The 19,610-nt window shown below is 66.4% G+C and carries 19 protein-coding genes; 8 read left to right on the top strand and 11 right to left on the bottom strand.

Annotation, left to right across the window (positions count from 1 at the left end; all coding sequences use genetic code 11):
- Nucleotide 1 precedes the first annotated feature (1 nt).
- The 4 genes from nadA to E3O06_RS12330 all read right to left on the bottom strand — a co-directional run bounded on the left by nadA (nucleotide 2) and on the right by E3O06_RS12330 (nucleotide 4,480).
- Nucleotides 2-1,309, bottom strand: a complete 1,308-nt coding sequence (gene nadA / locus E3O06_RS12345) for a quinolinate synthase NadA (protein ID WP_420898885.1) — start codon at nucleotides 1,307-1,309, stop codon at nucleotides 2-4.
- 40 nt (nucleotides 1,310-1,349) lie between these two features.
- Nucleotides 1,350-2,069 carry an NUDIX hydrolase gene (locus E3O06_RS12340; protein WP_241980139.1) on the bottom strand — a complete coding sequence of 240 codons (720 nt, stop codon included), beginning with the start codon at nucleotides 2,067-2,069 and terminating at the stop codon, nucleotides 1,350-1,352.
- A 91-nt stretch (nucleotides 2,070-2,160) separates the two neighbouring features.
- Complete coding sequence (locus E3O06_RS12335; RefSeq protein ID WP_134503683.1) at nucleotides 2,161-2,928, bottom strand: polyprenol monophosphomannose synthase; 768 nt, start codon at nucleotides 2,926-2,928, stop codon at nucleotides 2,161-2,163.
- Nucleotides 2,929-2,932: 4 nt separating this feature from the next.
- Entirely contained in the window at nucleotides 2,933-4,480 is a 1,548-nt protein-coding gene (locus tag E3O06_RS12330; RefSeq protein WP_134503682.1) for a glycosyltransferase family 39 protein, read from the bottom strand.
- A gap of 117 nt (nucleotides 4,481-4,597) precedes the next feature.
- Between E3O06_RS12330 and E3O06_RS12325 the strand changes: the two genes are divergently transcribed.
- Nucleotides 4,598-5,428: a carbon-nitrogen hydrolase family protein gene (locus tag E3O06_RS12325; protein ID WP_134503681.1), complete on the top strand. Its 831-nt coding sequence runs from the start codon at nucleotides 4,598-4,600 to the stop codon at nucleotides 5,426-5,428.
- A gap of 37 nt (nucleotides 5,429-5,465) precedes the next feature.
- Here E3O06_RS12325 and E3O06_RS12320 read toward each other — a convergent pair whose 3' ends face one another.
- On the bottom strand, nucleotides 5,466-5,858 hold the full coding sequence (locus E3O06_RS12320) for a DUF7882 family protein (protein WP_241980137.1): 393 nt from the start codon (nucleotides 5,856-5,858) through the stop codon (nucleotides 5,466-5,468).
- Between the two features lie 152 nt (nucleotides 5,859-6,010).
- Nucleotides 6,011-7,123, bottom strand: a complete 1,113-nt coding sequence (locus E3O06_RS12315; RefSeq protein WP_134503680.1) for an alpha/beta fold hydrolase — start codon at nucleotides 7,121-7,123, stop codon at nucleotides 6,011-6,013.
- 212 nt (nucleotides 7,124-7,335) lie between these two features.
- On the opposite strand from E3O06_RS12315, the gene E3O06_RS12310 reads away from it, so the two are divergent.
- The gene (locus tag E3O06_RS12310) at nucleotides 7,336-8,409 is read left to right on the top strand and encodes an alkene reductase (RefSeq protein WP_134503679.1); all 1,074 of its coding nucleotides are present in this window, start codon (nucleotides 7,336-7,338) and stop codon (nucleotides 8,407-8,409) included.
- A 116-nt stretch (nucleotides 8,410-8,525) separates the two neighbouring features.
- Here E3O06_RS12310 and E3O06_RS12305 read toward each other — a convergent pair whose 3' ends face one another.
- Nucleotides 8,526-9,725, bottom strand: coding sequence for an aminotransferase class I/II-fold pyridoxal phosphate-dependent enzyme (locus E3O06_RS12305; RefSeq protein WP_134503942.1), 1,200 nt, complete (start codon nucleotides 9,723-9,725; stop codon nucleotides 8,526-8,528).
- A gap of 162 nt (nucleotides 9,726-9,887) precedes the next feature.
- On the opposite strand from E3O06_RS12305, the gene E3O06_RS12300 reads away from it, so the two are divergent.
- The 5 genes from E3O06_RS12300 to E3O06_RS12280 all read left to right on the top strand — a co-directional run bounded on the left by E3O06_RS12300 (nucleotide 9,888) and on the right by E3O06_RS12280 (nucleotide 15,753).
- The gene (locus E3O06_RS12300; RefSeq protein WP_134503678.1) at nucleotides 9,888-11,549 is read left to right on the top strand and encodes a S1C family serine protease; all 1,662 of its coding nucleotides are present in this window, start codon (nucleotides 9,888-9,890) and stop codon (nucleotides 11,547-11,549) included.
- A gap of 148 nt (nucleotides 11,550-11,697) precedes the next feature.
- Nucleotides 11,698-12,753, top strand: coding sequence for a glycosyltransferase family 2 protein (locus E3O06_RS12295; protein ID WP_420898884.1), 1,056 nt, complete (start codon nucleotides 11,698-11,700; stop codon nucleotides 12,751-12,753).
- Between the two features lie 4 nt (nucleotides 12,754-12,757).
- Nucleotides 12,758-13,582: a CDP-alcohol phosphatidyltransferase family protein gene (locus tag E3O06_RS12290; protein ID WP_134503676.1), complete on the top strand. Its 825-nt coding sequence runs from the start codon at nucleotides 12,758-12,760 to the stop codon at nucleotides 13,580-13,582.
- Nucleotides 13,569-14,456: a glycosyltransferase family 2 protein gene (locus tag E3O06_RS12285; protein WP_134503675.1), complete on the top strand. Its 888-nt coding sequence runs from the start codon at nucleotides 13,569-13,571 to the stop codon at nucleotides 14,454-14,456. Before E3O06_RS12290 ends, E3O06_RS12285 begins: the two co-directional genes overlap by 14 nt.
- Before the next feature lie 19 nt (nucleotides 14,457-14,475).
- Nucleotides 14,476-15,753, top strand: coding sequence for a CDP-glycerol glycerophosphotransferase family protein (locus tag E3O06_RS12280; RefSeq protein ID WP_134503674.1), 1,278 nt, complete (start codon nucleotides 14,476-14,478; stop codon nucleotides 15,751-15,753).
- A 109-nt stretch (nucleotides 15,754-15,862) separates the two neighbouring features.
- Here E3O06_RS12280 and E3O06_RS12275 read toward each other — a convergent pair whose 3' ends face one another.
- The gene (locus E3O06_RS12275) at nucleotides 15,863-16,708 is read right to left on the bottom strand and encodes a hypothetical protein (protein ID WP_174843225.1); all 846 of its coding nucleotides are present in this window, start codon (nucleotides 16,706-16,708) and stop codon (nucleotides 15,863-15,865) included.
- A 92-nt stretch (nucleotides 16,709-16,800) separates the two neighbouring features.
- On the opposite strand from E3O06_RS12275, the gene E3O06_RS12270 reads away from it, so the two are divergent.
- Nucleotides 16,801-17,136, top strand: coding sequence for a helix-turn-helix domain-containing protein (locus E3O06_RS12270; RefSeq protein ID WP_134503673.1), 336 nt, complete (start codon nucleotides 16,801-16,803; stop codon nucleotides 17,134-17,136).
- Here the strand turns inward: E3O06_RS12270 and E3O06_RS12265 are convergent.
- From E3O06_RS12265 to E3O06_RS12255, 3 genes are all read right to left on the bottom strand, one after another.
- Nucleotides 17,112-17,888 carry an ABC transporter ATP-binding protein gene (locus E3O06_RS12265; protein ID WP_241980206.1) on the bottom strand — a complete coding sequence of 259 codons (777 nt, stop codon included), beginning with the start codon at nucleotides 17,886-17,888 and terminating at the stop codon, nucleotides 17,112-17,114. The two genes, E3O06_RS12270 and E3O06_RS12265, sit on opposite strands and share 25 nt — an antisense overlap.
- 8 nt (nucleotides 17,889-17,896) lie before the next feature.
- Entirely contained in the window at nucleotides 17,897-18,697 is an 801-nt protein-coding gene (locus E3O06_RS12260; protein ID WP_241980133.1) for an ABC transporter permease, read from the bottom strand.
- Between the two features lie 106 nt (nucleotides 18,698-18,803).
- Nucleotides 18,804-19,526 (bottom strand): phosphocholine cytidylyltransferase family protein, encoded by a 723-nt coding sequence (locus E3O06_RS12255; protein ID WP_255453626.1) that lies wholly within the window; start codon nucleotides 19,524-19,526, stop codon nucleotides 18,804-18,806.
- Nucleotides 19,527-19,610 lie beyond the last annotated feature (84 nt).

Genomic DNA, 19,610 nt, shown 5'->3' with positions numbered 1-19,610 from the left:
GTCAGACGCCGACCAGGATCGGCGGCCGGGCCGCCAGCATCCGCTCGAGGGCCACCCGGGCGTGCCCGGCAACATCGGCCGACACCGTGATCTGGTTGAGCACCTGGGAAGGGGCTTCACCGCCGCCGACGAGGGCCTCGAGCACCCAAGCCAGGTAGCCGGCGTGGATGCGGTACATGGTCGAGCACGGGCAGATCACCGGGTCGAGGCAGAAGATCTCATGCTCGGGGTGCGCGGCGGCGAGCCGGTTCACGAGGTTGATCTCGGTGCCGATGGCGAAGGTCGTTCCGGCCGCGGCGGCCGCGATGGCCTTGGCGATGAAGTCGGTCGATCCGGCCGAGTCGGCGGCGTCGACGACCGCCATCGGGCATTCCGGGTGAACGATGACCTGCACGCCGGGGTGTTCGGCGCGGGCGGCGTCGATCTGCGGCACGGTGAAGCGGCGGTGCACGCTGCAGAAGCCGTGCCAGAGCACGACCCGGGCGGCTTCGAGCTCGGCGGCCGTATTGCCGCCGAGCGGCTTGGTCGGGTTCCACATCGGCATGGCATCGAGCGGTACGCCCATGGCCTTGGCGGTATTGCGGCCGAGGTGCTGGTCGGGAAAGAACAGCACCCGCTGCCCGCGTTCGAAGGCCCACTCGAGCACCGTCTGCGCGTTCGACGAGGTGCAGACGATGCCGCCGTGCTCACCGCAGAAGCCCTTGAGCGCGGCGGAGGAATTCATGTAGGTGACCGGAATCACCGGAACCCGGCCGGAGGCATCCGCTTCGGTGCCGTAGAGCGCTTCGAGCTGTTCCCAGCATTCGGTGACCGAGTCGATGTCGGCCATGTCGGCCATGGAGCAGCCGGCGGCGAGGTTCGGCAGGATGACGGCCTGCTCGGGCCCGGAGAGCAGGTCGGCGGTTTCGGCCATGAAGTGCACGCCGCAGAACACGATCGCGGCCGCGTCGGGGCGGCTCTGGGTAGCCTGGGCGAGCTGAAAGGAGTCACCGACGAAATCGGCGTGGCGCAGCACCTCGTCGCGCTGATAGAAGTGGCCGAGAATGACCACCGAGTCGCCGAGCACGTTCTTGGCTTCGACGATGCGGGCGCTGAGTTCTTCCGGCGAGGCGGTGCGGTACCGCTCCGGCAGCGCGCCCTGGCGGGGCGATCCGGCCGGAATCACGTCGCCCATCGACGAACCAGGGCCGTAGCCGGGAGTGCCCGCGTCGAACTCCCACGGCGGCGTCGCCAGGTCGGGGCTGCACGTGCTGCCGGCGGCTTTGCCGGTACCGATGAGACGGATGGTGGTCTCGACCGAGGGAATCATCATGGTCGTGCTCCTAGAGAGTGAAAGGGAAAAGAGGAGATTAGAGCGTGGGTTCCGGCGGGTCGTGCTCGGCGGCCCGTTCGTCGTACCGGTAGAGCCGGGCGGGCCGATGCCGGGCCCCGGCCACGTGCTGGTTGGTGCTGATCACGCTGCCCGACGCTTCCATCGACCGGCGAAAGTTGGCCGGGTCGAGTGCCTTCTGCAGCACGGCCTCGTGTACCTCGCGCAGCTGGGCGAGGGTGAACGTGTCGCCGAGAAAAGCGTGCGCGATGCGGGCATATTCCACCTTGGTGCGTAGCCGCCAGAGGGCGTATTCCACGACACGGTTGTGGTCGAAAGCCAGCAGCGGCAGCGAATCGGCCGCGAACCAGCGCACATTCTCACCAACGGATGCCCGCTCCGCGACCTCCGACCGCACCAGCGCCCAGTACACCACGGAGACCACCCGCACACCGGGGGAGCGGTCGATATCGCCGAAGGTGTACAGCTGCTCGAGGTAGCGGGGGGAGAGGTCGGTCGTTTCCCGCAGGGTGCGTGCTGCGGCTGAGGCGAGTTCCTCGTCGGCTGGTAACCAGCCGCCGGGCAAGGCCCACAGGCCGAGAAAAGGGTCGCGGGTGCGGCGTACGAGCGGCAGCCACAGGGTCATGAGCCGCGACTCGTCGTCGGGTCGCAGGGCGAAGATCACCGTCGATACGGCCAGGGTCGCCTGAGTGCTGCCGCGTTCGAGCGGGCTCTGCTCGGTCAGGTGGTGGTCCAGCACGGGGGTCCAGTCGTAAAGGTCGAGGTGACTTTAACTGCTGGACCCATCATATAGTCAAATTGACTCAAACACCGTTTGTGACGAAAACCGATTACGCCTCGCGCGCGGCTGCGGCCGCAGCGCGGGCGCCGGCCCGGCTGATGCCCATGCCCGTGACCCCCCACAGCGTCACCCGGGCCATCGCTTCGACGGCGATCCGCGGACTCATCTTGGACGACCCGCGAACCCTCTCGACGAACGTGATCGGCACCTCGACGACGCGCAGGTCGGCTCGTACGGCGTGCAGCAGCATCTCAATCTGAAAGCAGTACCCGAGGCTGTCCACGTTCGAGAGGTCCATGCGCTCGAGGGCCCGAGCCGAGTAGACCCGGTAACCGCCGGTGGCGTCCCGTTGCGGCAATCGGAGCAGCAGGCGGGAGTACAGGGATCCGCCGCGGGAGAGGGCGCGGCGATGCCACGGCCAATTCTCGATGGCCCCACCGGGCACCCAGCGCGACCCCATCACCACGTCGGCCGTGGCGGCAGCCGCCAGCAAGCTCGCGAGTTGCTCTGGCAGGTGGGAGCCGTCGGCGTCGAGCTGCACCAGTTGGGTGTAGCCCCGATCGAGCCCCCAGCCGAATCCGTCGAGGTACGCCGCGCCGAGGCCGGTCTTCTCGGTGCGGTGCAGCACGTGAACGCTCGAATCCCGGGCCGCGATGCTGTCGGCCAGCGCTCCGGTGCCGTCGGGGGAGGCATCGTCGACGACCAGAATGTGCACCGCGGGCACACTCGACCGCAGTCGTTCCACGATCGAGGTGATGTTCTCGGCCTCGTTGAAGGTCGGAACCAGTACCAGGGTGGTCGGCACGGGAATGGGCATGGGGTTACCTCGTCATTTCAATGATGCGGGTGCGATTCACCAGTGTCGTCTCGGCGACGTGGAATCCCTGGAGCGTGAGCGTCTGGACATCCGTTCCACGGCGCGAATCCCCACTGCCTGAGTATTGCAGCAGCCAGATCCGGTCGAGGTCCGTGACGGCCGGCAGCACGTCGGTCAGCGGTGCGACGTCGTCCCAGAGCCACCCCGTCTCGGCATAGGACCGGGTCAGCGTCACGTCCTGCAGGCCGACAAACGCGTCGGGGTACACGTGCATGGCCAGCCGCGGCACCCGCGAGGGCCGCACGCTCTGGTCGAACACCACGCCGTCGCCGGGTATGGCCCTGGCCGCGATTACATCGGCGACCTGCCGCCAGTCGCTTCCCTCGTTCTTGCCGAAGTCACCCCGCTGCACGGCGTAGGCCGGCACGATCACGGCGACAAGCGCCACGACGCTCGCCGCCCGCAGCCAATTGTTGGCGAGCGCCGCCACGCCTGCCGCGATCACCACGCCCACGGCGGGGGCGCACAGCGAGAGATAGCGCAGGGCGTACATCGGGGTGACCAGCTGGGTGCCGATCAGCAGGATCGCGCTCGGTACGACCATCCAGGCCAGAAAGATCGTCAGTCCGGCGCGACCGGGCAGGCCAGCCGTTCGATGCGTGCCGGATTGGCGCAGGAACACCGCGAGAATGGCCACGATGATGAGCGACCAGGCCATGATCGCCACCGGAATGGTATCGAACCACTGCATCACGGCCGCCTCGGTGACCGTGACCGTCGGCCGTCGGCCAATGAACGCGATCTGTTCACGCTGCGAGGTTCCGGCCAGAAGGATCGGGGCGGCCAGAAGCAGCCCGAGGGCGCTCGCCCCCAACCAGGCGACGACGCTGCGCCACAGCGGATGCCGGCGCGCCGCCAGCACAACCACCACCGCGTGCACCGGAAGCAGCAGTGCCAGGAACAGGAAGACGTAGATTCCGAGGGCGAGCAGGAGGGAATATCCCAGCCACAGCAGGACCTGTCGCCGGCGCGAGGCGGTGCTGCTGCGCAGCGAGTGCACCAGCAGCACGGTGAGCCAGACCGCGATAGCCGTTGCGATGGCGGTGGATCGCGCCTCGGCGCCCATGTAGGTGACCCGGGGAATCAGGGCGAAGATCAGTCCGCCGCCGATGGCCACCCGCGTCCCCATGAAGAACCGTGCCAGAACGACCGTCCCGGTCGCGGCGGCCCCGATCGCGACCGCGCTCGGCAGTCGGGTGGAGAGTTCGGAGGCGCCGAACAGGTCGATCCAGCCGTGCAGAAACAGATAGTACAGGCCGTGCACGGCATCGACGTTGTCGAGCAGGCCGGACAGTGAGGTTAACGATCGCTCGGCGGACATGATGCTCGCCGCCTCGTCGCCCCAGTACGACGGCTGCCAGGACCACGCGAACGACACCAGGAAGGCCACGAGGCCGACCAGCCCGGCTGAAAGCCCCGGTGTCAGGACCCGCATCCGGCGTCGCCCCATCACGACGGGTGCGGCGAGGTGCGGAGCGATAACGGAGGTCACCTTGCCAACCTACCCAGCATTGGTTAACGGGAGCCTTCGAAACGCCCCGAGTTGCCTGCAAACACCAATCCGGTCGCCGATCGGCACCGGCATCGGGAGGCCAGCTAGGCTTTCGCCATGACTCCAGTCGTTGACCCGGACCACGCAGACGCGGTTGGCGTGGCCATTGCCCAGTTCGCCCCGACAGCCGACCGTGCCCGCAATCGTGCCGTGCTGCGGCAGCTGGCCACCACAGCCGTCGCGCGCGGAGCCCGGCTCGTGGTCTTTCCCGAGTATTCGGCGTTCTTCGAGCCGAAACTCGGGCCGTCCTTTGTCGCCGCAGCCGAGGGGCTCGATGGAGAGTTCGTGACGGCGCTCGCCGAACTCGCCGTCGAGCTCGGCATCCATATCGTGGCCGGCATGCTCGAAACAGGCGAGGACCCGACGCGTTTCTCGAACACCATCGTCGCCGTCGATCCGGCCGGTCACCTCGTGGCGACCTATCGCAAGCTGCACCTCTACGATGCGTTCGGTGACCGCGAATCGGAGTGGGTGCTACCCGGCACCGTGACCGACCCCGAAACCTTCGCCGTCGGCGGTCTGCGAGTGGGGCTGCAGACCTGCTATGACATCCGCTTTCCCGAAGTCACCCGTCGGCTCGTCGATGCCGGAGCCACCCTGGTGCTCGTACCGGCCGAATGGGTGCGCGGCCCGCTCAAGGAACAGCATTGGCGCACCCTGCTGACCGCCCGGGCCCTGGAAAATACCGTCTTCGTGGCCGCCGCCGATCACACGCCACCAGTCGGTGTCGGTGCCAGCATGATCATCGATCCGATGGGGGTTGCACTGGCAAGCCTCGGCGAGGCAGCGGATGTCGCGGTCGCGTTCCTGGCGCCGGCCCGTGTCACCGCGGTGCGCGCGATCAACCCAGCACTCGCGCTTCGGCGGTTCACGGTCGTTCCGCGCTGATCGAGCCAGAGCTCGATCCGGCCAGGCTGCGATCCGGCTAGCGTTCGGTGACGCTCGCCTTGGTCGCGCGGGTCTGCGCTGCCGCCCGGATTCCGATAGCCGGTTCTACCTTGGGCGGCAGATTCGCGTCAACCGCGGCGCTCTCCTCGGCGGTGACGACGAGACCCTGAGAGCTGTTCGCCGAGCGGGTGAGTTGGGCGACCCAGTTCGGGTTGATGGTCGGCGCGTGGCCGCCAGCGAACTTGAAGTACAGCGGAATGGCCGGGTGCAGCCAGGCGGAGCTTCGACCGTCGCCGACCACGGCGGCATCACGCCAGGACAGCAGGAAGCTCTCGCCGCGACGCAGCTTCTGAATGATCACTAGTTGCAGGTGGGCCAGCATTCGGTCTTCAAATTCCACGACGACACGGTCGTACGTGAGAGAACCCATGATAATTGCCTTCGATCGGACGCTCTGCCGCCAGTTACCGCTGACGATCAGAAACACTGGAGCCGGAACGAATGAAAGCGAAGCTTGCACTTTTGCGTGGAACCGGGTAGTGCTACTTACTGTCCACTGTTTGGGGGACAAATACAAGGATTTCAGCAAGTACCCAGCAGACGCGCGGCAGTGCGTATCGGCTGGGAAACAGTGAATTCCAGCCGGATCAGCACTTCCAGCGGGCGTTCGATCTGGCTGAAGTGACCGGCCCCAGGAATGGTGCTGATCCGGCAGGTCGAGATCGCGGCGAGTAGCCGCTCGTCGTCGTCGGCCGTGACGAAAACGTCGTGGTCACCGTGCACCGATCGCACGGGGCAGCGAATCTGGGCCCAACGGGTGGCAGCGTCGTAGGTGCCGGCACGGTGAGCCGCCAGAACGAAGCCGGCCGGTCGCACCTCGGCGCCGAGGGCGGCGACCACGGTGGCGTCGATCGCCGTCGGCCAGCTGAAGAGGGGAGCGACCAGCCCGCGCAGAAGACCGAGTCCCGCGACGGCCCGCACCAGACCGCGGCCGATCGGGCCGGCGACGCGCAGCATCCGCATGGTCAGAAGCAGCGCCGTGAATGCGGGCAGGACCGAGAATCGGCGAATCGGATGACTAACGCTGTCGATGATCGAAAACGACGTGGCCGAGACCAGGCCGACGGATGCCGTGGCGCGCGTTTCGCTCGCCGCCAGCTGCAGCGCGATGAACCCGCCCATCGAATGGCCCACGACGTCCCATCGCTCGTAGCCGAGCGAACGGGCCAGATCGGCCACCAACTCGGCCATCGATTCAACGCCGAGTACCGACACGTCGGCGGGCGTGGGCGAGTCGCCCCACCCCGGCAGGTCGGGAATGATGAGATCGGTCAGTTCGCGGGCGGTCGCATCGCCGGCCTGCAGCAGGGGAGTCCACGTCGTCCAGGACCCGGCCGCGCCGTGCAACAGGATGGTCGCGGTCTCGCTGGCGGTGCGGCGACCGTGGCGCACCCGCACCGTTCCCCCCTTCAGGCGCATGGTACTGGTGGTCAGGCCGAAGTGACGGGCGTCAGCATCGAGGGGAAACGGACTGTAGCCCAGCACGGTCGCGGGCGGAGCCGGTTTCGGCCGGGGAGGCGTCGGAGCCGGCTTCGGAGAGTCCGGTGCGCCGATGGACGCGACGGCCACGTCCGGGGTCGAACGGTCCGGGGTCGAGCGGTTTCGGATCGCTGGTCGGGTCATCAAAATGCTCATGCCGGTAGTTCGTTGCCGCAGCCGCAGCGGATTGCCCGCCAGAAGTTCCCGATGAGGATTACCGGCGCGGCGACAAACGCGCAGCCGATTGGCAGGCAGGAATATCGTGCGTCTCCTGTCCGTTGCCGCCTGTGAAGGCGCAGACACCTGTTGCCTCCCCAACGAACGTGTCCGGTCGGACCGACCGGCTGAATATTGAGAAAGAAGTGCCCGTGAAACTGTTTTCCCCGCTGAACCTGGGTGACCTCGAACTCCCCAACCGTCTCGTCATGGCGCCGCTGACCCGCATCCGCTCCGGCCAGTCGGGTGTTCCCGGCGAACTCGTAGCCCTGCACTACACGCAGCGAGCCTCGCTCGGACTGATCGTGAGCGAAGGCACCTACCCGAGCCATGCCGGCCAGGGCTTCCCCGGGCAGCCCGGGCTCGTCGAGCCCGAACAGCTGGCTGGCTGGAAGGCAGTGACCGATTCGGTGCATGCTGCCGGCGGGCGCATCGTCGCCCAGGTCATGCATGCCGGTCGTGTCACCCACGAGGCCACGAACGGTGGGTTCCCGGTCGTCGCACCGAGCGCGATCGCCATCGACGGCACCACGCGCACCTACGACGGCAAGCAGGACTATCCCGTGCCGCATGCGTTGACCGAAGACGAGCTGCCCGGCATCATCGCCGAGTTCGTGCTCGCCTCCCGGAACGCCATCGCCGCCGGATTCGACGGTGTCGAGCTGCACGGCGCCAACGGCTACCTGCTGCACGAGTTCCTGTCGCCGGCCTCCAACGTGCGCGACGATTCCTTCGGCGGCTCGCCGGCGAACCGCGCCCGGTTCGTCATCGACGTGGTGACAGCGGTCGCCGAAGCCGTCGGCGCCGACAAGGTGGGCCTGCGCATCTCACCCGAACACAACATCCAGGACGCCCTCGAAACGGATTCCGACGACCTCACGGCCACCTACGGCGCCCTCGTCGATGGGCTCGCCCCGCTCGGCCTGGCCTACCTGAGTGTGCTGCACGCCGACCCGCGCGGCGACCTCGTGCAGAACCTGCGAGCCCGATTCGGTGGGGTCTTCCTCGTCAACAGCGGATTCGGCGCCATCACCGCCCGCGACGAGGCCCTCGGCCTTGTGCGGGACGACGTCGCCGACGCCGTCGTCATCGGACGTGCCGCCATCGCCAACCCCGACCTGGTGCGTCGCTGGCGGGAAAACCTGCCGGTGAACGAGCCCAACCCGCTCACCTACTACGCCGACGGCGCCCGGGGTTACACCGACTACCCCGCTCTGGCGTCCTAACCCGGCGTCCCCCCTCCATGCGAGTGGGGTGCATAACTCCTGCAATTCGTATGCCGTCAGCGAAAGTTCCGCGTCATTGCGGCGTTCAGAACCCGCGGTCGCAGAAATTGCAGGAGTTATGCACGGGAGAGGGCCTCGAGCTGGGTCGACGCCTGCTCGAGGAGCTTTACTTTCTTGCAGTAGGCGAACCGCACCAGGGCCGCATACTCGGCCCGGTGGGCGGGGGAGCAGAACGCCGCTATCGGCACCGCGACCACGCCCGCCAGCTCGGGCAGTCGGCGGCAGAGTTCGGCGCCGTCGGTGAAGCCGAGCGGCGTCGCATCCGCCACGATGAAATACGAGCCCTGCGGCATGCTGATGTCGAATCCGGACGCCTGCAGCCCGGTGGCGAGCACGTCGCGTTTTCGCTGCATATCCGCGGCGATTCCGGCGAAGTATGCGTCCGGAAGGTCGAGCCCGACGGCGATGGCCGGCTGGAACGGCGCCGCATTCACGTAGGTCAGAAATTGTTTGACCGCGAGAATGGCCGTGACGATCGCGGCGGGTGCGCTGAGCCAGCCGACCTTCCAGCCGGTGAGGCTGAACGTTTTTCCGCCCGAGGAGATGGTGACCGTGCGCTCCCACGCGCCCGGCAGGGTCGCGATGGGAATGTGCGGCGCCCCGAAGGTGAGGTGCTCATACACCTCGTCGGTGACGATGATCGCGTCGTATCGGTGGGCGAGCTCCACGATCAGCTCAAGGGTGGCCAGGGGAAAGACCGCGCCGGTGGGATTGTGCGGATCGTTCACGATGATCAGCCGGGTGCGGTCGGTGACGGCGGCGCGCAGCGCATCGAGGTCGGGCTGAAAGTCGGGGGCACGCAGCGGCACGGTGCGATGGATGCCGCCGCCCAGGCCGATCAGTCCGCCATAGGCATCGTAGAACGGTTCGAAGGTGACGACCTCGTCGCCCGGTTCGATCAACGCCAGAATCGTGGCCGCGAGGGCCTCGGTTGCCCCGGCAGTGACGAGAACTTCGCTGCCCGGATCAACGGTCAGGCCGTAGAACCGTTGCTGGTGCCGGGAAATCGCGTCAAGCAACACCGGCTGGCCGCGCCCAGGCGGATACTGGTTCACCCCGTCGCTGATCGCCCGGCGGGCGGCCTCGAGCACCAGGGCCGGCCCGTCTTCATCGGGAAAGCCCTGGCCCAGGTTGATGGCATTGGTGCGCAGGGCCAGCGCGCTCATCTCGGCGAATATACTTGGTGCAACGCTGCCGTCCTCGGCGAGGAGCCCCGCCCCGCGCGCTGTGCGTCGCCAGGCGCCGGACATCGTCACTGAATTGCCCGTCATGTCCTGCCCTGATTGTCTTGAGTCCCGCATGGGTTCCAAACTATCGCCTCGGCAAGGTCTCGGCTCGATCATTGAATGCTCTCAGGACGTACATACCGAACGTTCAGGTTCGGGCGCAAAGCTGGCAACGCTTGGAAGGAGCACCCGATGACCGACAACAAAGATTCCGGCACCACCCCCGATCCGGCTGATGATGCCGCCGCCTTCGCCGTGAATGAGTCCGGCGAGGCGACCCCACCCTCTTCGCCGGCCACCCCGCCGGCCACACCGACAGACTCGCCGGCTCCGCCCGCACAACCGGTCGATGCACAACCGGCCGATGCACAGCCGGTCGATGACGTACCGGTCGTGAACGCACCGGCCATGCCGGCCGCATCAGCGGCAGAGCAGGCACAGCCGGACCAGGCACAGACCGTCGCCTACCCGACGGATGCCTTCGGCCGCCCGATCCAGACCCCCGCAGCGTCGACGTCCGCCTACGCTCCGAGCGTCGCGCCGCAGGCCTACGCCACCGCGAACACGTACCCCAGCGATTCCTACCCGACGGATGCCTACCCCGGACAGCCCTTCGCCGCCGCCAAGCCCAAGGAGTCCGGTCGGCGCAAGGGCAGCGTGGCGCTGATCGCCGCGCTCGCCATCGGCGCACTCGTCGGCGGATCGTCCGGGGCCGGCATCACCGCCCTGATGATGAGCAACCAGAACAACGGCGTACCGGTCAGCCAGGCTTCCGGCCCGAGCAACGTCGTGGTGAATGACAGCACGAGCGTCAACCAGATCACCGCCGTCGCCGCCAAGGCCTCGCCGAGCGTCGTGACCATCGACGTAGCGAACGGTTCGTCCGGCGGCACCGGCTCGGGTGTCATCCTCACCGAGGACGGTTACGTACTGACCAACACGCACGTCGTCACCCTTGACGGTGCAGCGTCGGACGTGACGATCGAGGTCAAGAGCAATGACGGAAAGCTGTACACCGCCACACTGGTCGGAACCGATCCCATTTCCGACCTCGCCGTGATCAAGCTGACCGACGCGAGCGGCCTCACCCCGATCACCTGGGGTGACTCGTCCGAGCTCAACGTCGGTGACAGCGCCATCGCCATCGGCGCCCCTCTCGGCCTCTCGGGCACGGTCACCGACGGCATTGTCAGCGCCCTCAACCGCAGCATCACCGTCGCGAGTTCCGCCGCGCCTGGTTCGCCCGACGAAACGGTGCCCGACGAGGGGGAGAGCCAGAATCCGTTCTTCTTCGACTTCCCCGACCAGAACGGTGAACAGTCTCAGGGTTCCCAGTCGGCCACCGCCAGCATCGCGCTCCCCGTCATTCAAACGGATGCCGCCATCAACCCTGGCAATTCCGGTGGCGCCCTGCTCAACGGCGAGGGCGCGTTGATCGGCATCAATGTCGCCATCGCGAGTGCCGGCACCACCACCGCATCGTCGGCCGCGGGCAGCATCGGTGTCGGGTTCTCCATCCCGTCGAACTTCGCCAAGCGCATTTCCGATGAGATCATCGCCAACGGTACTGCCACCCACGGCCTGCTCGGCGCGAGCGTCAAGGACGCCTCGAGTTCCACCAGCAGCACGGTGGGCGCCCTCATCGTCGAAGCCACCCCGGGTGGGGCGGCCGAGAAGGCCGGTCTGGCCGCGGGGGACGTGGTCACCAACTTCAACGGTGTCCCGATCACGGATTCGATCGACCTCACCGCGCAGGTTCGGGTGCTCCCGGCCGGCGGCACTGCCGACCTCACCTACGTGCGCGACGGCAAGTCGATCACCGTCTCGGTCACGGTCGGCGAGCTCGCCAGCTAACCGCGTCCTCATCCTCTGCTCCTTTCCAGCACGATCGCGCGAAACGCGCCGCCGGCAAGCCGGCGGCGCGTTTTGCGCGTGTGCAACCGGGGCTACAGCCATTTGGCGGGCTGGTAGGCTCGATCGTCCTACCCAAATAACCGGAAGGCTGGCCAGCCAGGTGCACCAACGTGGTACAGGACTTCTTCCCGGAGTGTCGTATGTGATGCCCGTGCTCAACGAGGCGACGCACGTACGTGCCGCTGTCGAGAGCCTCCTGGCTCAGGACTTTCAGGGACCGTTCGAGGTCACCCTCGCCCTCGGACCGAGCATTGACGGCACGACCGAACTGGTCGAGGAAATGGCCGCCGTCGACGCGCGCATCCGCGTGGTGCCCAACGATGTCGGCTCGACGCCGGCCGGCCTAAACATAGCCATTCGCGCCTCCCGGTATGCGGTCGTCATTCGGGTGGATGCCCACTCCGTTTTGCCCCCCGACTATGCGCGCATCGCGGTCGAGACGCTCGAGCGCACCGGCGCCGACAACGTCGGCGGCATCATGGATGCCCGCGGCATCAGCGCTTTCGAGCGGGCTGTAGCCCGCGCCTACGGCACCCGCATCGGCCTCGGCGGCACGCCGCACCACGTTGGCGGCGCGGAAGGCTCCGCCGAAACAGTGTACCTGGGCTGTTTCCGCACCGAGAGCATCCTGAACGTCGGACTGTTCGATGAGGGCGTCAAACGCGGCCAGGACTGGGATTTGAACCGTCGCCTCCGCGAAGCCGGTGGCCAGGTCTGGTTCACCCCTCGCCTGCGCGTGCTCTATCGCCCCAGACCGACCCTGGTCCAGTTGGCACGGCAGATGCTCTCTACCGGGCTCTGGCGCGGTGAGCTGGCGCGGCGCTATCCGGCGGCCAACGGCATCCGTTATTTTGCGCCGCCCGCTATGGTGCTCGGTGTCGCTGTGGGGCTGCTCCTGGGTATCGGCGGGCTCGTGCAGGCCGCGTTCGGTGCTACGCCGTGGCTGCTGCTCGGCCTGGTCGTTCCCGCCGGGTACCTGCTCATCGTCATTATCGCGACGATCGCGGTGGCCCGGCCGGATGGATTTCGTGCGTCCCTGCACTTTCTCGTAGTCTTGCCCTGCATTCACTTCTGCTGGGGAATCGGGTTCGTACTCGGTTATCTCAAGCTCACCACTAACATCACGGCACACACGGGAAGGTGAGCAGATGACCAGTTCGCCCCAGGTCTGGCCCAACCGGCCGGCCCGACCGGAATCGATCGCCCAACTGCGCGCCGTCGCGCAGCCCCCCGAGGTGCGCCTGCGCGCCAACGCAGAGCACTGGACGGCAAGCCTGTACCTGCGCGATCTGTCGCCGTACCTCACCTGGATGCTGCTGAAAACCCGTATCTCGGCCAACGGCGTGACCGCGCTGATGATCCTGGCCGGCTGGTCGACCGCCGCCGCACTGCTGATCCCCGGAATCTGGGGCGCCCTGCTCGCCCTTGCGCTCAGCCAGGTGCAGATGCTCATCGATTGCAGCGACGGCGAGGTGGCGCGGTGGCGTGGCACGTCCTCGCCCGCCGGGGTGTTCCTCGACAAGGTCGGTCACTATTCCACCGAGTCGCTCATTCCCATCACCCTCGGCATTCGCGCGGCGGCCTACCCGTTCGAGTCGCCCGACGATTTTCTGTGGACCAGCCTGGCGCTGCTCCTCGCCCTCATCATCGTGCTAAACAAAGCCCTCAACGATATGGTGCACGTCGCCCGGGCCAACGCCGGCTTGACGAAGCTCGCCGACACCCACGGTGAGAAGACACCGACCTCGAGTGTCATCGCCCGAGTGCGCCGACTCGCCCGTTTCGTGCCCTTCCACCGGTTGTACCACTCGGTCGAACTGACCATGGTCATTTTCGCCGCAGCGGTCATCGGATTGTTCGTCGGTCAGCCGCTCGTTGACCGTTCCGTTCTCATCGTTCTGGTTCCGCTCGCCTTTTTGTCGCTGATCGGACATTTCGTGGCCATCATGGCGTCCAAGCGTGTCCGTTCCTGAGCCCGGCAGGCCCACGGTCGGTGTCGTGGTGCTCACCCAGGGCACCCGGCCGGGGGATCTCGATCGGGGCATCCGCTCGGTGCTGGCCCAGCAGGACGTCACACTCGACGTGGTCTGTGTCGGCAACGGCTGGCAGCCGACCGGCCTGCCCGTCGGCGTGCAGGCCCTCGCACTGCCGACCAACCTGGGCATTCCGGCCGGCCGCAACCGCGGGGTGTCTCTCGTCACCGGAGAATACCTGTTCTTCCTCGATGACGATGCGAGCATTCCCGATTCGAACTTTCTGATCACGGCGATCGACAAGCTGCGCGCCGACCCACGAATCGGACTGCTGCAGCCGCGGGTCGAAGACCCGATGGGGGTTCAGTCACCCCGGCGGTGGATTCCCCGCATCCGCAAGGGCGAGGCCACCACGCCCGGACCCGTGTTCTCGGTCTGGGAGGGTGCCGTGCTGCTGCCCCGCGCCGTCTTCGACGCCACCGGCGGCTGGGCCGAACCGTTCTTCTACGCCCACGAAGGCATCGAACTGGCCTGGCGGGTCTGGGATCAGGGCCGGGTCGCCTGGTATGCCGGCGACCTCGTCGCCAACCATCCGGTGATCCTGCCCACGCGGCACGCCGACTACTACCGCCTGAACGCCCGCAACCGGGTCTGGCTGGCCCGCCGCAACCTGCCGGTCCTGTTCGTGCCGCTCTATGTGGGCTCCTGGACGGCGATCCAGGTGCTGCGCTGGGGCCTGAACAATCGCCCGGCCCTGCGCGCCTGGTTCGGCGGCTGGCGCGAAGGGTGGCGCAGCGACCCGGGGCCGCGGCATCCGCTGCGCGCGCGCACGGTCTGGCGCATGACCCGCGCGGGGCGCCCGCCGATCATCTAACGAAAGGTAGTCTTGTTCGGTGGTAATTCGGAAAGACGTCAGGCGTGCAGTCAAACTGGTCCGGGATGTTGTGGCCTCCCGCAAGGCCCAGCACAGGCTCCGCGGCCCGCTGAAAGCGCGGGAGTTGCGCGCAGACAACCACTTCAAGATCGCCGTGTACTTTGCCGACGGACCGGTCAACATGTACCAGATGCGCCAGTGGTACCAGCCGCTCGCCACACTCGCCACAACGTGGCCGGTACTCGTGCTCAGCCGCACCGGCGGCGGAACCCTCCAGCTCATGGACGAGTCGCCGATCCCGGTCGCCTACGCGCGCACGGTACCCCAGCTCGAACAGATCGTCGCCGAGCAGGACATCCGCATCGTGTTCTACGTCAACCAGAACCCGCGCAACTTCCAGATGATGCGTTACGGGCGCTGCTGGCACGTTTTCATCAACCACGGTGAGAGCGACAAGATGTACATGATCACCAACCAGTTCAAGGCCTACGACTATTCGTTCGTCGCCGGGGACGCCGCGTTGGCCCGACTCGATCGGGTGCTCTGGGACTACGACTTCGACAAGCGCGCGATCAAGATCGGGCGCCCCCAGGCCGACTATTTCAGCGGAGAGCTGCCCTACACGCCCGATCAACGCCAGGTCGTGCTCTATGCCCCCACTTGGGAGGGGGACAGGGCCGCCGCCGCCTATGGCTCCGTCGCGACCCACGGGATCGCGCTCGTCACCGCACTGCTGGCCACGGGCGCGCACCGCGTCATCTACCGACCGCACCCGCGCAGCGGCGTCGTCGACCACCGCTACGGTGCGGCCAACAAGACCATCATCGCTGCCATCGCGGCGGCCAACGCCCGCGATCCGAGCGCGCAGCACGTCTACGACTCCGGCCCCGATCTCGGCTGGCAACTCGCCGCAGCGGATGTCGCCATCGTCGACATCTCCGCCATGGTCTACGACCGCCTCGCCACAGGCAAACCTCTCATCATCACCCGACCGGTGAACCCAACGGCCGTGATCGACACCAGCGGTTACCTCTCCGACTGCGAGTGGCTACCGACCGAGCAGGCCGCCGACATCGCGGGGCAGGTCGAACGCCTCACCCACGATGACGCGGCGGTGGAACGCCTGCAGGGCTGGGTGCAGCGCTACTTCGGCGACACAACCCCTGGCGTCGCGACGGAACGACTGCACGCGGCCGTGCAGCATCTGATGGACGAGTGGGACAGATTCGCGGCCGTGCACGACGCCGATATCGCGATTGTGCCCGATCCCACGTCGAATACGGGCGACGCGAAGTAACGGCGGCGCGGCCGTGCACTGCACGCGCGGCACTCAATCGCGCGCGCGCCTGGCAGGCCGTTAGCGCAAGCATCCGCTCACAGCGCGTGCAGCAGTTGGGCGCGCGTCGCTAGGTCGCTGCCGGCTCCGGCGGCCATGAAGCGGAGGCCGGTGGCTCGGCCGATGCGGCCCGCACCGCTTTGCCCCCTCGCTTTTCCCGAACCGAGATCTCCCGCACGCGCGGGTCCAGATTCGGCTGGAACCCGGCCGGTGCCGGACCGAACGCGAGCCGTGACGCGTGCATAACCTTGCTGCCCAGAATGTGGTTTCCAGCACCGCCGATCACCGCTCCGATACCGAACGGCAAGGCCTTGCCGAGCAGGCTGGCGCTGCCACGGGTGGCGAACTGACGCAGGAAAACACTCTTCAGCCGGTCGGTGAGGGGGCCGAGAATTGCCCGGGGCAGATTGTTGGTGATGAGCTCACCCCAGTACGTGGTTCGTGCCGTTCCCGAGCCGGTCACCTGACCGGCGAGCTGGCGCACCAGGTCGCTGCCCTCCCGGCCCAACATCATGGTCATGACGAGGGCGCGGGCACGTTCGGGGTCCTCCACGGCGATGCCGTGGACTTCGCTCACCGACTGGGTGAACAGTGCCGTCGCTTCGAGAAATCCGGCGGTTTCCACGCCCGACAGCGCGAGGGTGATTCCGGTACCGACGCCGGGAATGACCGCGGTGGCGCCGACGGCCGCACCGCCGGTCGTGACCATTGCAAGGTAACGCTTCTCCAGGATGCGCACGATTTGTTCGGGGGAAGCGTAGGGATTGCGACGCCGGATGCTGCGGATGTGCGCGAGCACAACGGGCCGGTGAATGGCCAGAACCCGGTCGATTCCCTTGACGAACCCGGTCGGCAGTGCGTCGCCCTGCGGAGTGCCGCCGGTGGACGACAGCATCGGTGTGCTCTTCCTGGCCATTAGTCGCCTTCCTCGCGCCCGTCTACAAATACTATCTTTCGCAAAATGTCCACCCGCTAGTCAGGACTCACCCGTGCCGCTACAACTGAGGAATGCTTTCGCCTAAGTCAGAAGCGTCCCGACTGCTCGGACTCCGCCTGCGGGAGCGCCGCCTGGCGCTCGCTCTCAACCAGGAGGACGTCGCGTTGCGTGCGGGGCTCAACGTGTCCAATTACGCCCGAATCGACCGGGGCCGTGGCAACCCGACGATGTACACCCTCATTCGAGTTGCGGCCGTGCTGCAACTCGAAATCAGCGAACTCGTCGCCGGACTGGACGTCGAGCAGCTGCCGCCGACCCGAGACAGCTACCTCGCGATTGAATTTCGTCGATCCCAGGAAGGCCTGCGACGGCTCGATCAGGGTCAGGCGGCCGGTTTGACGCCGTAGTCAGCGTTGTACCGGGCGAGCACGTCGGTGATCGGCGCATCGAGCACCAGGTCGCCCTTGTCGAGGTAGAGACCCCGGGTACAGAAGCGCCGCAGGTCGCGCTCGTTGTGGGAAACGATGAACAACGTGCGACCACCGGCCAGGAGTTCTTCGATGCGACGGTAGCATTTCTCCCGAAAAGCCTTGTCGCCGACGGCCAGAACCTCGTCGACCAACAGGATCGGTTCTTCCAACCGGGAGATCACGGCGAAAGCGATCCGCACCTTCATCCCGCTGGACAGATGCTTGTACGGAGTGTCGATGAAATCGGCGATTTCGGCGAATTCGATGATCTCGTCAAAACGTTCGGTGATCTGCCTTCGCGTCATACCGTGCAGCCCCGCCGTCAGATACACGTTGTCGCGCACGCTCAGGTCGTCGACGAACCCGCCCGTGATCTCGATCAGAGGCGCAACACCCTCGGTGACGTGTACCGATCCTTCATCGGGCAGCACGACCCCGGTGACGAGCTTGAGCAGGGTGGACTTGCCCTGACCGTTGCGGCCGACCACACCGATGGCCTCGCCCGGTTGCACGGTGAAGGTCACGTGCTGCAGGGCCCAGAACTCGCCCGGCCGGCTGCGCCTCCTGCTCGCACCGAACAGGTCCTTGAAATTGCGACGCCCACGCCGATTCCTGCGAAAGCGGATGCCGACATCCTGCAGTGAGATCACCGGTGCCGGGGGTGCGGCTGTCAGCGGGGTCGCTGTCACGTGGGCCACTAGATCTCCTTCAGAACGGCGCTCTCGGTGCGGCGGAAGACCAGCAGCCCGAGCCCGAGGAAGACAAGCGACATGACCACGCTGATGATGACGGCGAACCAGTCGAGTTGTTCGGGAAAGAAGGCCGCCCGATAGAGACTGAAAATGCCGCTGAGCGGATTGAAAGCCGCCCAGAAATGCAGGTTGGGCGGTAAGTCGGTGGTGCCGTAGATGATGGGGGAGGCATAGAACAGAAAGCGCAAGATGAGCTTGACGGCCCGTTCCAGGTCGCGGAAGAACACCACGAGCGGGGCGACGAGCAGTCCGACGCCGGCCGTCAACATCGCCTGAATCACAATGGCGAGGGGAAAGTACAAGGCGTCGATGCCCAGTTCGGCGCCGTACAGGATTGCGAACAACACCAGCACCGGGATGGACGCGAGAAACTCGATGCCCTTCGACAGCACCAGGCGGTTTACCCAGATGGTGCGGGGAATCCGCGTCGAGCGGATGAGCTTCGCCTCGCGCAGAAACGCCCGGGTACAGTCAGAGATCGCGCCGTTGAACCACATCCAGGGCAACAGGGCCGCCAGCAGGAACACGATGTATGGTTCGTTGCCGACGCTGCGGTCGAAGACCTGGGTGAAGACGAACCAGTAGATTCCGGCCATCACGAGCGGATCGAGGATAGACCAGAAGTAGCCGAGCACCGAGGTGGAGTAGCGCACCCGCAGGTCGCGCTGCGTCAGCAACCACAACGAATGCCGGTACCGGGCCAGCGGCGTGCGCTGTTCGGGGCGCACCTGGGCGTAACTACTCACGCGGTCTATCGTATGGGAGCGCAGGGAGCGTTCCGCGCAGGCGGGGCGGATGACGAAACCCCCACGCCGTGGCGCAGGGGTTTCGGGTGGTGCAGGGTGGTATCGGTCAGACGAACAGGTTGGCGCGCTCGAGGTCTTCGGCGAAGTCCACTTCGACGGCGTAGAAGTCGGAGATGTTGACCGGCTCCACCAGCATGCGGTTCTGTTCGATCGCGAGTTCGATGCCGCGCTCGAAGTAGTCCTGGTCGGCCACCTTGCTCAGCTGGCGAATCAGGGTCGCTTTATCGGCACTCGACACGTAGTTGATGCCGACAGCTTCACCGAGGCCGCCCTTGACGGTCTTCGACAGCTCCTTGATGTAACCCTCGGCACTCGTCGTGTACTTGACCTCTTCATCAGACACTTTGTCGGTGTTCACGGTGACGAAGGATTGGTCGCGGGCCATCATCGCCGCAGCGCGATCGAGGATAGCCGGGTCGAAAACCACGTCGCCGTTCATCCAGAGCACACCGCCGGGCTTCGAGGCCTGCAAGGCACGCAGCAGGCTCTTCGAGGTGTTGGTCTGGTCGTACTCCTCGTTATAGACGAAAGATGCCTGCGGGAAGGCTTCGATGATGTGCTCGAGCTTGTATCCGACGACGATCGTGACCTTGGCGGCTTTGCCGAAGGCGTGTGCGATGTTGTCGAACTGCTGCTGCATGATCGTGCGGCCGTCGTTCAGTTCGGTGAGCGGCTTGGGGAGGGAGCGCCCGAGGCGGCTGCCCATGCCGGCCGCGAGAATGACCACCTGCGTTTTAACTGCCCGCGCTTTGACTGCGTGCGTCGTCACGATTATCTCCTCAAGAATGGTTGGGGCTAGGCCTGAAAACCCCATCAGTACTGAAGAGTTTGCCTAGGATTCACCCACATGTTC

This window comes from Cryobacterium glaciale, assembly GCF_004402535.1.
Classification (GTDB): domain Bacteria; phylum Actinomycetota; class Actinomycetes; order Actinomycetales; family Microbacteriaceae; genus Cryobacterium; species Cryobacterium glaciale.
Note: the sequence above shows the minus strand (reverse complement) of the source record. Positions and strands in the feature narration are given on the sequence as shown.